The organism is Sphingobium indicum BiD32 (assembly GCF_000382885.1).
GTDB lineage: Bacteria > Pseudomonadota > Alphaproteobacteria > Sphingomonadales > Sphingomonadaceae > Sphingobium > Sphingobium japonicum_C.
On sequence record NZ_CAVK010000150.1, the window covers coordinates 25,459 to 37,521 of the forward strand.

General features: G+C 64.4%; 10 protein-coding genes. 4 read left to right on the forward strand and 6 right to left on the reverse strand.

All coding sequences use genetic code 11. The annotated features are described in order from the left end of the window. Positions 1–40: 40 nt before the first annotated feature. The 4 genes from EBBID32_RS15080 to wecB form a co-directional block, all read right to left on the reverse strand. On the reverse strand, positions 41–2,125 hold the full coding sequence (locus tag EBBID32_RS15080; protein ID WP_006959922.1) for a GumC family protein: 2,085 nt from the start codon (positions 2,123–2,125) through the stop codon (positions 41–43). Continuing rightward, positions 2,125–2,820, reverse strand: a complete 696-nt coding sequence (locus EBBID32_RS15085) for a polysaccharide biosynthesis/export family protein (protein ID WP_006959924.1) — start codon at positions 2,818–2,820, stop codon at positions 2,125–2,127. The genes EBBID32_RS15080 and EBBID32_RS15085 overlap by 1 nt, the downstream gene beginning before the upstream one ends. Positions 2,821–2,922: 102 nt before the next feature. Further along, entirely contained in the window at positions 2,923–4,218 is a 1,296-nt protein-coding gene (gene wecC, locus EBBID32_RS15090) for a UDP-N-acetyl-D-mannosamine dehydrogenase (protein WP_006959926.1), read from the reverse strand. Between the two features lie 267 nt (positions 4,219–4,485). Continuing rightward, complete coding sequence (gene wecB, locus EBBID32_RS15100) at positions 4,486–5,595, reverse strand: non-hydrolyzing UDP-N-acetylglucosamine 2-epimerase (protein ID WP_006959927.1); 1,110 nt, start codon at positions 5,593–5,595, stop codon at positions 4,486–4,488. A gap of 220 nt (positions 5,596–5,815) precedes the next feature. Here wecB and EBBID32_RS25150 point away from each other — a divergent pair, with 220 nt between their 5' ends. Further along, positions 5,816–5,941, forward strand: a complete 126-nt coding sequence (locus tag EBBID32_RS25150) for a hypothetical protein (protein ID WP_269213077.1) — start codon at positions 5,816–5,818, stop codon at positions 5,939–5,941. A 3-nt stretch (positions 5,942–5,944) separates the two neighbouring features. Here EBBID32_RS25150 and EBBID32_RS15105 read toward each other — a convergent pair whose 3' ends face one another. Next, positions 5,945–6,805 (reverse strand): ABC transporter permease, encoded by an 861-nt coding sequence (locus tag EBBID32_RS15105; protein WP_006959931.1) that lies wholly within the window; start codon positions 6,803–6,805, stop codon positions 5,945–5,947. Positions 6,806–6,920: 115 nt separating this feature from the next. Between EBBID32_RS15105 and EBBID32_RS15110 the strand changes: the two genes are divergently transcribed. Then, positions 6,921–7,625: a GcrA family cell cycle regulator gene (locus EBBID32_RS15110; protein ID WP_006959933.1), complete on the forward strand. Its 705-nt coding sequence runs from the start codon at positions 6,921–6,923 to the stop codon at positions 7,623–7,625. 68 nt (positions 7,626–7,693) lie between these two features. Here EBBID32_RS15110 and EBBID32_RS15115 read toward each other — a convergent pair whose 3' ends face one another. Continuing rightward, positions 7,694–8,536 (reverse strand): outer membrane protein, encoded by an 843-nt coding sequence (locus tag EBBID32_RS15115; RefSeq protein WP_006959935.1) that lies wholly within the window; start codon positions 8,534–8,536, stop codon positions 7,694–7,696. Positions 8,537–8,695: 159 nt separating this feature from the next. Between EBBID32_RS15115 and parE the strand changes: the two genes are divergently transcribed. Further along, positions 8,696–10,672 carry a DNA topoisomerase IV subunit B gene (gene parE, locus EBBID32_RS15120; protein WP_006959942.1) on the forward strand — a complete coding sequence of 659 codons (1,977 nt, stop codon included), beginning with the start codon at positions 8,696–8,698 and terminating at the stop codon, positions 10,670–10,672. Positions 10,673–10,797: 125 nt separating this feature from the next. After that, positions 10,798–12,051, forward strand: a complete 1,254-nt coding sequence (locus EBBID32_RS15125) for a serine hydrolase (protein WP_440590967.1) — start codon at positions 10,798–10,800, stop codon at positions 12,049–12,051. Positions 12,052–12,063: the final 12 nt, after the last annotated feature.

Sequence of the window (12,063 nt, forward strand, 5' to 3'; positions counted from 1 at the left end):
TGAAAAATCCTCCCCTTGCAGGCGAGGATTGAATTAGTCCTCACCCGCCCCGGTGATAATCATATTCCATCGTTCGGCCCTGCTGCTTGGTCAGGATGCCGCCGATGATCGCCCCGCCCGCGCGGCGCAGGCGGTCCACGGCGGCGCGCAGGCCGCCATGATGATTGCGGCCCCATTCGACCACCAGCAGGCTTGCCTGCGCCTTGCCCGCCAGCAACAAAGCGTCCGTCCCGCCCAGGATCGGCGGCGCGTCGATCAGCACCGTGTCATAGCTGTCGCGCACGGACAGCAGCAGGGCTTCGAGCGCAGGGGTCGCCAGCAACTCGGCCGGGTTGGGCGGTACAGCGCCGCAGGGGATCAGCGCCACGCCGGTCGTGCCGGTTTCCACAATGACCTGATCCGCACTCGCTTGCCCGGTCAGCAATTCGCTGATGCCGCGCCCTGCGGGCAGGCGGAACAGGCTGTGCTGGACCGGGCGGCGCATGTCGCCATCGATTACCAGCACGCGCTTGCCGAGACCCGCCAGCGCCAGCGCCAGGGCGTGCAGAGTCAGTGACTTGCCCTCCCCTTCCTGCGCGCTGGTGACAAGGATCGAACGGGGCAGGCCGCCCGCGGATGCCAGCAGCAGCGATGAAGCGAGCGGCGAGAAAATGTCGACCGGCTGGGGCGCATCGCCGGTCACCGGCACCGCGCCCAGCAATGGCAGGCCGACCCGCTCCGCCAGCGTATCCGCGGACGTCACGGCATCGTCGAACATATGCCGCGCCGCGACCAGCAGCAGACCCAGCGCGATCCCGCCCAGCGACGCCAGCAGCAGCGTCACGCCGATGTGGGGCGAGAAGGGCCGGGTCGGCACCGCCGCGCGATCGAGCGGCTGGATGCGCCCGGCCTGAAACCCGGCCTGCGACGCCATGTCGCGATAGCGCTGGAGCAGGCTGTCATGCAGCATCCGGTAGGTATCGACCGACCGTTCCAATATGCCGGTCTGCACGTCACGTCCGCGCTCTGCCTGCGCCTGCCGTTCCAGATCGGCGATTTCGGCGGCTATCTGGGTTTCGCCGTGAAGCGCGACCTCATATTGTTCGCGCAGTGACGAACGGATCATGTTGGCCATCACCTCCGCCTGATCGTCCAGCGCGGCCAGGCGCGCGCGGGCTTCGCGCATGTCGGGATGAGCGTCCTTGCGGAACTGGCGTTCCTCGACAATCGCGGCGCGGGCTTCGGCGCGGCTCGCCATCAAAGTCTGCATCGCGCCATTGCCCAGCACTTCGGGCAGTGTTTCCGCACTCGCCCGGCGTGCTCCTTCCCAGCGCTTCTGCGCCGCAATCCGATCGGCCAGCGCCTGCGCATGATAGGCGTTGAGCTGCGCAAGACGGGCGGTGATGCTGCCTTCCGCGGGTCGTGATTTGCTGCCTTCTTCGTCCGTCGCGGCGCCGGTGCGCGCGGCATAGACCGCCAGATCACGCTCCGCCCGCGCCAGATCATTGCGCGCGCCATCCAGTTCGCCCAGCAGAAAACGGCGGGCCTGCACACCCGATTCAAAGCCGCGTTTCAGGTCCGCGCGGATCAGGCTGTCGGCATAGCTGTTGGCGACGCGCGCCGACAGGACCGGATCGGCGCTCACGAAGCTGATGCGCAGGACGCGCGACTTGCCGGGCAGATCGACTTCCAGATTGTCGCGCAGCAGGCGGACGACCATATCCTGTTCGACCTGTCTCTGGGTCAGGCTGCCTGCGCCCTCGGTCGGTCGCTTGCGGTCCATCCCGGCAAAGAAGGTGGGCGAGCCGACCAGCGCCAGGTCGCGCGCGACCTCTTCGGCCAGGGCGCGGCTGCGCAGCACTTCCAGTTCGGTCTGCATCAGCGATTCAATGTCGCCCGGTGCGACGCGCGAGGTGGCCTGCGCGCCTGCCGCGCCTGCGGGCACGTCCTGCACCTCGACCGACGCCGTTGCGCGATAATCGGGGGTGGACATCAGGATGAACAAGGCGCCTGCCAGCAGGCACAGGGCCATGGTGACGAACAGGATCACGCGATGGCGGCGCAATACCGCCCAGCCATGGCGGGTGGTGGCGGCGAAGCGGGCGGCGCGGCCCTCGTCCGATACCATGATCATGGGCGCGGCCATCAATTTTTCCCGTCCAGCGCGATGAACCCGGCTGCAAGCGCTGGCGCGGCAAGCAGGGTTCCGCCCAATATCGCCTTCGCCCGTGACAGGCCGACGATGATCGTATCACCAGGCAGGATTTCGGGATCGGCAGCCTTTCCCCGCCGGATCGCGGCAAGATCAAACATCGCGGCTTGCCGCTGTCCGTCGATCTGCCGCACAATAACAATTTGCGTGAGGCTGGCGAGGCGGGTCGGTCCCTTGGCCAGCATCACCGCCTGGCTGAGGGTCAAACGCCCATCGAACGGGAAGAGGCCCGGCTCACGCACTTCGCCGTCCACGGTGATGCGGCGGCCGACCGCCTTTTTCACGAAAATGGTAACCTGTGGCGACACCAGATAGCGCTGGCCCAGCCGCGTGGCGATAAGGTCGGCGGCGTCGCCCGACGACAGGCCAGCCACGGGCACATCGCCGATCAGCGGCATCCGCACCGTACCCGCAGCGCTGATCTGCGCATCCTCCAGCGACAGGCCCGGCTCATGATAGACCTGGATGCGCAGCACATCGTCGGGGGATAGGCGATAGTCGGCACCGATGGCGGGCGCGGGCGGGATGACGGCATAGGCGGCTTCACCGCGCGGTGCCTGCTCGACGCTGGCACAGGCCGACAGCAATGCGCAGCCCGTCATCGCGGCATGGATTTGCCTGAAGGTCATCTGCACATCTGCCCCCTTATGGCCCAATTGAGGCCGGGGGGTAGCGATGCGGCACCCCGATGGCAACCATAGGCGCGACGGATCGCGCCCAGCCGCCGCCTGTCAGACTGCGATGCGCCCCGGTGCGGGTTCGACAATGCGGCGCGGCTGGTCTGGCCAGATGCCGCGCGTGTCATAGACCGCCTTGCCGACACGTTCATCGACGGGGACAGATTTGAACATGTCATGATCGACAAGAATGACGAACACGCCACATTGTTCCAGTGCCGTATCGAGATCGATCAGTTCAGCGCCGGTCCCGACAAATTCCATCGGCAGGGCATGGGCATAAGGTTCGACCAGCTTGATCCGGCGGCCATAGCGGCGGGCGAGACGCGCGGCGACCTTGACCGCCGGGCTTTCGCGGAAATCGTCGATATTCGCCTTGAAGGCGAGGCCGAGGCAGGCAATGTCCTCGCCAGCGAAGGCGTCGATCATGTCCGATGCCTTGGCGACGACATAGTCGGTCTTGCCGTCATTCACTTCGCGCGCAGTGCGGATGATGCGGGCATTTTCCGGGTCGCCATGGACGATGAACCAGGGGTCGACCGCGATGCAATGACCACCGACGCCGGGACCGGGCGAGAGGATGTTGACGCGCGGATGGCGGTTGGCCAGCCGGATCACTTCCCACACATCGATGTCCATATTCTCGGCGATCACCGACAATTCATTGGCGAAGGCGATGTTGACGTCGCGGAAGCTGTTTTCAACCAGCTTGACCATCTCCGCCGCGCGGGCGGTGGTGGTGATGCAGGCACCGCGCACGAACTGGCGATAGAAGCCCAGCGCCTTGCGCGCGCAACGGGGGGTGATGCCGCCGATGCAGCGATCATTATCGATCAGCTCGACAAGGATACGGCCAGGCAGAACCCGCTCCGGGCAATAGGCGATGGCGATATCGCCCTGCACGCCCTTGCCGGGCATTTTGAGGTCAGGGCGCATGGTGCCGATGACGTCGCGCATCGCCTCGGTCGTGCCGACGGGCGATGTGGATTCAAGGATCACCGTGTCGCCCGCCTTCAGGACGGGCGCGATGGTGCGGGCAGCTTTGAGGACATAGCTGATGTCGGGCGCGCGATCCTCCGACACCGGGGTCGGCACGGCGATGATGAACACGTCGCTGTCCTCGACAGTCAGGCTGGCGCGCAGATTGCCGCGCGCGACGACGCCCTGCACCAGCCCGTCGAGATCGACTTCCTCGATATGCACGCGGCCCGAATTGACGGTTTCCACGACATGGGCGGACACATCCACGCCAACCACCTGGCATCCCCCACGGGCGATCAGGGCTGCGGTCGGCAGGCCGATATAGCCAAGGCCAATGACGGAAACCTTCTGCTTGGTGTCGACGGGCATGGAGGGGCAGTCCTTATGAGAATAGGATTTGCCTCAGTTTCTGCCCGGAAATGCTGAAGATTTCGGTAACGGTGGTGCGAAGATCGACCTTCTCCCCGCGGGGGAGAAGGATATGGAGCCTTACCGCATCCGCAGGATCGGTTAGGCTCAGTTGGATGAGGGGGCTGTGCGCCAACGTCAGGGCGGACGCCCTCACCACTGCGACTAAGGCAGCAAGCCGCCAAGTCTCGTTGCCTCTCCCCTACGGGAGAGGAAGATTTGGGTGCGTTATCCCGCAATCACCCCGGCGATCCGCTCCGCCGCATGGCCATCACCGAACGGATTATGCGCGCGGGCCATGGCGTCATAGGCATCCGCATCGTCCAGCAGCGCCAGCACTTCGCGCACGATGCGGGTGCGGTCTGCGCCCACCAGCTTGGCGGTGCCAGCCTCCACCCCTTCGGGCCGTTCGGTGGTTTCGCGCATCACCAGCACCGGCTTGCCGAGCGAGGGCGCTTCCTCCTGCACGCCGCCGCTGTCGGTCAGGACCAGATGGCACAGGTCGAGCAGGCGAACGAAATGGGGATAGTCCAGCGGCTCGATCATCGCGACATTGGGCAGGTCGCCCAGCACCGCGTCCATGATCGGGCGGACATTGGGGTTGGGATGGACCGGAAAGATGACCGCAACGTCGGGCCGGGCGGCGATGTCGGCGATGGAGCGGGCGATCGCCTCCATGCCGCCACCGAAATTCTCCCGCCGGTGGCTGGTGACGGCGATGATGCGTTTGCCCGAAAAGCGCGCGGCGAGATCGTCCAGCCCGCTGGCGAGCGAGGGATCGGCCAACACCCGGTCGCGGGTGGCGAGCAGCGCGTCGATCACGGTATTGCCGGTGATATGGATACCGGCCGCGTCACGGCTTTCGCGCAGCAGCGCGTCGGCGGCGGCCTGTGTGGGGGCGAAATTCATGTCGGCGATGCAGGCAACCACGCGGCGGTTCACCTCTTCGGGCCATGGGTGATGGATGTCGCCGCTGCGCAAGCCCGCCTCGACATGGGCGACCGGGATCTTGCGATAATAAGCGGCCAGGCTGGCGACCATGGTGGTCAGCGTGTCGCCATGGACGACGATGCGATCGGGCTTTTCGGCGTCGAACGCCTTGCCCAGTTCGACGATCAGCTTGGCGGTCAGCCCGTCGAGCGTCTGGTTCGGGACCATGACGTCAAGGTCGACGTCCGGCACGATGCCGGCAATCTCCAGCACCTGATCCAGCAGGCCGCGATGCTGGGCCGTTACGATGACGCGGGTTTCGATGCCCGGTCGCGCGCGCAGGGCGTGGATGACCGGGAACATCTTGATCGCTTCGGGCCGGGTGCCGAACACTATGGCTATCTTCATGCGGCAACCTTCATCATCAAGCCTTCATTCTGCGAAGCGGTATCGCAGCCCCATGTGGCAGAGAAATGTAACCATCGCCTGAACGCGGACGGGTCGCCCATGGTTTTGCAACGTCGCGATCCCATGCTAAGGCAACCACCCTTTCGCGGGTGATACGGATCTATGAAATCATGATGATCGAGGCAGGCATTACCTCCACGCGCGCTGGCGGTGTCGATCATTGATGTGGCCGTGGGAACAAGAGGATGACGATCACGCCCTGCCCCGCTGGCATCACTGGCTGCTGGCGGCGACGATGCTGATCGTCCTGAGCGCCGTCATGCCGATCGTGGCCGCCTTTTCCTGACGGTCAGGCCTTGATCTTCCAGCCGCGCTTCAACAGCGTGTAGCAGAGCGTGCCGAGGCCGATATTGAGCGCCAGCAGCACGCTGCTGCCAACGACGATATTCGTATCCGCCGCGGCCACGAAGCCATAGCGAAAGCCGGAAATGATGTAGAAGAAGGGGTTGGCATGGCTGATCGCCTGAAAGAAGGGCGGCAACCGGTCGATCGAGTAGAAGGTGCCAGACAGCAGCGCCAGCGGGCCGATGAGGAAATTGGTGACTGCGGCGTTATGGTCGAACTTGTCCGCCCAGATGGACGTCAGCACGCCCAGAAAGGCGATGAAGCTGGTGCCGATCACCCCGAACCACAGCACCGCCCACAGATGCGCAGGGGTGACATGGACACCGGGCCACAGCGCCATCGCCGCCCACAGCGCCGAACCGACGAACAGCGCGCGCGTGACCGACGATGCGACCAGCGCGCCCAACAATTCGCCGACCGAAATGGGGGGCATCAGATAATCGACCAGCGTGCCCTGCACCTTGCCCACCATCAGCGGGAAGCTGGCATTGGCAAAGCAGGCGTTGATCATGCCCATGATGATGAGGCCGGGCGCGACGAAATCGGCAAAGGGCACCGCCTGCCCGCGCAGCATCACGGTGCGCCCGCTGCCGCCCAGGGCAACGATGAAGATGACCAGGAACAGCAGGGTCGTAATCGCCGGTCCCCACACCGTCTGAAGCTGCACCTTCATGAAGCGACGCACTTCCTTCAGATAGAGCGCCCAACTGCCCGCCCAGTTGATGTTGCGAATCACCGGCACCCCCGGTTCGGGGAATGGCGGCAGAGTCGGCGGGGTCGGGACAATTTTGGGCTGGTCGTTCATGATGGGATCGACTATCGGCTGGGAGGATTTGCTGCAAGGGCGCTGTTCACGGATTTGAACCTGCGCACCGACTTCCCATATAGGGATGCAGCCAGATATTTTGAGGAGTGTTTCATTGTCCTGGACCGACGAGCGTATCGACCAGCTCAAGGGGATGTGGGAGCGCGGCCTGACCGCCAGCCAGATTGCCGAGGAACTGGGCGGCGTCAGCCGCAATGCGGTGATCGGCAAGGCCCATCGCCTGGGCCTGCAATCGCGTCCTTCGCCGGTCAAGGCCAATGACGCGCCCAAAAAGGCAGCCGTACCACCGCGCAAGCCGGTAAGCGCCGCCCCGGCAGCCGAGGTGGAGGCAGCGCCGCGCCCGGCCACGCCCGCGCCAGTGGCGCAAGCCCCTGCCCCGGTCCGCGCCTTCACGCCCGCCGCCGCTCCAGCCGCGCCTGCGCCCGTCACCGACGAAGCACCGGTCGTAGCACCAAAGCCGCAGCCGCGCATCGTGTCGGTTGGTCCCGGCGGATTCCTGCGCCAGGGTCCGGGCGATCAGCAGGCACCGATCCCGCCTGCGCCGCCCCGCCGTCTGGTTCCCGCCAAGCCGAGCGCCGAGATTGCAGGCAAGACATCGCTGCTCGACCTGACCGAGCGCATCTGCAAATGGCCGATGGGGCATCCGGGCGAGCCGGACTTTCATTTTTGCGGTGAGCAGGTGAACCCCGGCTTCCCCTATTGCGTCGAACATTGCGGTCGCGCCTATCAGGCGCAATTGCCGCGCGGCACCCGCCGCCCACCCCCGCCGCTCCCGTTTGGCGGGCCAAGGGTTCGATAAGAAATTTGGCCAAGGCACAAAAAAAGGGCCGGTTCCTTCGCAGGAACCGGCCCTTTTTTTAGAATCGATCAGAAGCGGAAGCTGGTGGTCACCATCACGCTCTGGGTGTCGAACTTGTCGCCACGGTTCATGCTCGTGCCGCCCGATGGGGTGATCAGGAACGGGTTGGTTGCAGGCGCGCTGCCCGCGCCGACATCGACGCGATAATCGCCGACATTATAGCGGGTCCACAGATAGCGGGCGCCGATCGAGAAATTGTCGGACACTTTGGCTTCGATGCCGCCGCCTGCGGTCCAGCCCCATGCATCTTCCTTGGCATCGACCTGCGTAAAGCTGTTCGCGCCGTTGCTGGTGCCGAAACTGTTCTTGACCTTGGCATAGGCAAGGCCACCGGTAACATAAGGCATGATGCCGCCGGGCGTGGTGTAGCCCAGGCGCGCGCGCAGATTGCCGTTCCAGTCGATCCGGCGCGTCATGGTGTAGAAAGCGGGCGTGGTCGAATATTCGGTCACGCTGTCGCTGATATAGGCCTTGCCCGCTTCGGCGACGACACCGGCGACGATGCTGCCGAACTGGCGATCATAGCCGACATGGCCCATCCAGCCGATCGCGTCCTTGTCATCATCGCAACCTGTTGCCGGGGTAGAGCCACGCGCTGCGCCGCCGCAGGTGCCGGGGGAAAAGGCATTGGCACCGGTCGTTGTGGTCACAACATCATCATAATCACCATCGGCATCGGTATCGAAACGCAGATGCTCGGCGCCGTCCTTCTTCTGGAAATTATAGCCGAACGACCCGCCGACATAGGGACCGGTCCAGTCGACGGTGCCGCTATCCTGCGCAAGGACAGGCGACGCCGCCAGGACGAGCGCCAGGGTGGCGCCAAGTGGCGCGATACGGTTGAAATGCATTGAAAAATCTCCTCGCCTGATCGGGTATCAAAACCCAACTGCGAACCGCTAACGGATTGAATTGGGGTTTTGTTTCACATCGCAATGCAACATTTTGTTGCTGTTGCCATTTCAGCACAGCGCTTGCGCGGATCGCCCGCCTGCCTATAGCTTGCAATCATGTCCGATGACCTGTTCGCCGCCCAGCCCACATCCTCCCCCGGCTATGATGCCTCCGCCATTGAAGTTCTCGAAGGACTGGAACCGGTCCGTCGTCGTCCCGGCATGTATATTGGCGGTACGGACGAGCGCGCGCTGCACCATCTGGCGTCCGAAGTGCTGGACAATAGCATGGACGAGGCGGTGGCTGGCCATGCCACCCGGATCGAGGTGACGCTGGAGCCGGGCAACCGGCTGACCATCACGGACAATGGCCGGGGCATCCCGGTCGATCCGCACCCCAAATTCCCCGGCAAGTCGGCGCTGGAGGTCATCATGACCACGCTCCATTCGGGCGGCAAGTTCACCGACAAGGCCTATGCGACGTCGGGTGGCCTGCACGGCGTTGGTATCAGCGTGGTCAACGCCCTGTCGACCAGCACGGTCGTGGAGGTTGCCCGCAACAAGGAATTGTTCCGCCAGAGCTTTTCGCAGGGCCATCCGACCAGCACGCTCGAAAAAGTCGGCGCGGCCCCCAACCGGCGCGGCACGTCCGTCACTTTCATCCCCGATACGGAAATTTTCGGCGAGCAGAAATTCAAGCCCGCGCGGCTCCATCGCCTCGCCCGGTCCAAGGCCTATCTGTTCGCGGGCGTCGAGATACGCTGGAAATGCGCGCCGGAACTGATCAGCGACGATACGCCAGCCGAGGCCGTGTTCCAGTTTCCCGGCGGACTTGCCGATCATCTGAAAGAGCAGGTCGGCGACCGCGAATGTGCGACCAGCATATTCTTCGCGGGCAATCAGGATTTTCCCGGCACCGCTGGCCGGGTCGAATGGGCGGTCGCCTGGCCGCTCTGGTCCGATGGCAGCTATAGCTGGTATTGCAACACCATCCCGACGCCCGATGGCGGCACCCATGAAGCGGGGCTGCGCACCGCTCTGGTCAAGGGCATCCGCGCCTTTGGCGACCTGATCGGCCAGAAAAAGGCCAAGGACATCACCGCCGACGACATCATGACGTCATCGGAAATCATGCTGTCCGTGTTCATCCGCGATCCGCAATTTCAGAGCCAGACCAAGGATCGCCTCACCAGCCCGGACGCCGCGCGGCTGGTGGAAAATGCGGTGCGCGACCATTTCGACCATTTCCTCACCGACCATATGGATCGCGGCAAGGCGCTGCTGGCCTATGTCATCGACCGGATGGACGAGCGGCTGAAGCGCAAGCAGGAAAAGGACGTCAAGCGCAAGACAGCGACCAGCGCGCGCAAGCTGCGCCTGCCCGGCAAGCTGACCGACTGTTCGACCGACAATCCCGAAGGCACCGAGATATTTCTGGTCGAAGGCGATTCGGCAGGCGGCTCCGCCAAACAGGCGCGCGACCGCAAGACGCAGGCGATCCTGCCCCTGCGGGGCAAGATATTGAACGTCGCGTCGGCCAACAATGCCAAGATCCTGGCCAATCAGGAAATTGCCGACATGATCCTGGCGCTGGGCTGCGGCACGCGCAAGGACTGCAACCCCGACAATCTGCGCTATGACCGCATCGTCATCATGACTGACGCAGACGTGGACGGCGCGCATATCGCGACATTGCTGATGACCTTCTTCTTTCAGGAAATGCCCGAACTGGTGCGGCGCGGGCATCTCTATCTGGCGCAGCCGCCGCTCTACCGCATCGTGGCGGGCGGCAAGAGCCTCTATGCCAAGGATGATGCGCATCGCGAGGAATTGATGCGCAAGGAATTCAAGGGCAAGAAGGTCGAGGTCAGCCGCTTCAAGGGGCTGGGCGAGATGAACCCGATGCAGCTGCGCGAAACCACCATGGACCCCAAGACCCGCAGCCTGATCCGCATCACCCTGCCCGCCGATGTCGAGGAACGCGCCAGCGTGCGCGATCTGGTCGATCGGTTGATGGGCACCAACCCTGCGCACCGCTTCGCCTTCATTCAGGAAAATGCGGCGGCAGTGGACGAGGAAGCGATCGACGCATGAGGGGCCGTTTAACCCCGGCACCCGTTCGCTTCGAGCGTAGTCGAGAAGCCGCTTGGTCTGCTTTCGCGTTTCTCGACTGCGCTCGAAACGAACGGATTTAGCGTGTGCGGCTCTGGTTGACCCTCATCACCCTGTTTGTGATTTTTCTGCCGACCGGCAGCCTTGCCCAACCCACTGTCGCCTATCAGCAACGGGCATCGCAACTGCTCGACATGCTCAGCGCCCCTGGCGGCGAGGACAGCTATTTCTCGACCCTTTTCCTGGACGCGGTGCCGGTGGCGCAATGGCGCGCGCTGGCGGCCGATCTGCGCAAACAGCATGGCAAGCCAGTCGCACGCGGGGCGGTGCAGGTGGAAAGCCCGACGACGGGCGTGGTGGAAATCCGCTATGAGCGGGCGACGATCGGCTTCACGCTGGTGATCGCGCCGCAAGCGCCCAACCGCGTCATCGGCCTGCAACTGGTGGGCGCGCGGCAAAGCGGTGACAGCATGGACAAGCTATTGGCCGACATCGCCGCCCTGCCGGGTCATGCCGCTCTGTCGATAGCCCGGCTGGGCGAGGCTGGACCGGTCTGGCTGCATGGCCATCGCGACGACGCGCTGATGGCCACCGGGTCATCGTTCAAACTCTATATAATGGCGGAACTCGCCCGCGCTGTGGCAGCCGGAGAACGGCGCTGGAGCGATGTGATCCCGCTGGAACACAAGAGCTTTTCGGGACGGTTGCTGACAAGCCCGGATGGTGCGCCGATGACGCTGCACAGTCTGGCGCTGGCGATGATCGCGGAGAGCGACAATAGCGCGGCTGACACGCTGTTGCTGGCGCTGGGGCGGGCGCGGGTGGATGCGATGGTCGGGTTGAGCGGCCATGCCCGCCCGGCGGCGACGCTACCGTTACTGGCTACGGCGGAGGCGTTCGCACTCAAAATGCCCGCCAATGCCGATCTTGCGCGCCGCTATGCCACAGCCACGCCAGACGCGCGCCGCGCGCTGATCGCCGCGAACGCCAAACGGCTGACGGCGGGTGCTGTGGACATCGGCACTGTCGCGGAAATGCCGACCGCGATCGACAGTATCGAATGGTTCGCCACGCCGCGCGATATGGTTCACCTGCTCGACTGGCTGCGGCGCAACGGCGGCGATGTTCTGCCGATCCTGGCGGTCAATCCCGGCATCGCGCCCGCCGACGCGAAACGCTGGCGCTATCTGGGCTATAAGGGCGGATCGGAGGCGGGCGTCATCGCCATGAATTTTCTGGCGCAGGGACAGGATGGTCGCTGGTTCGCGATTGCGGCCAGCTGGAACGATGGCACCGCCCGCGTCGATGAGCCGCGCTTCATTGCGCTGATGACCCGCGCGCTGAACCTGCTCGCCCGATAATATTGAACTGAA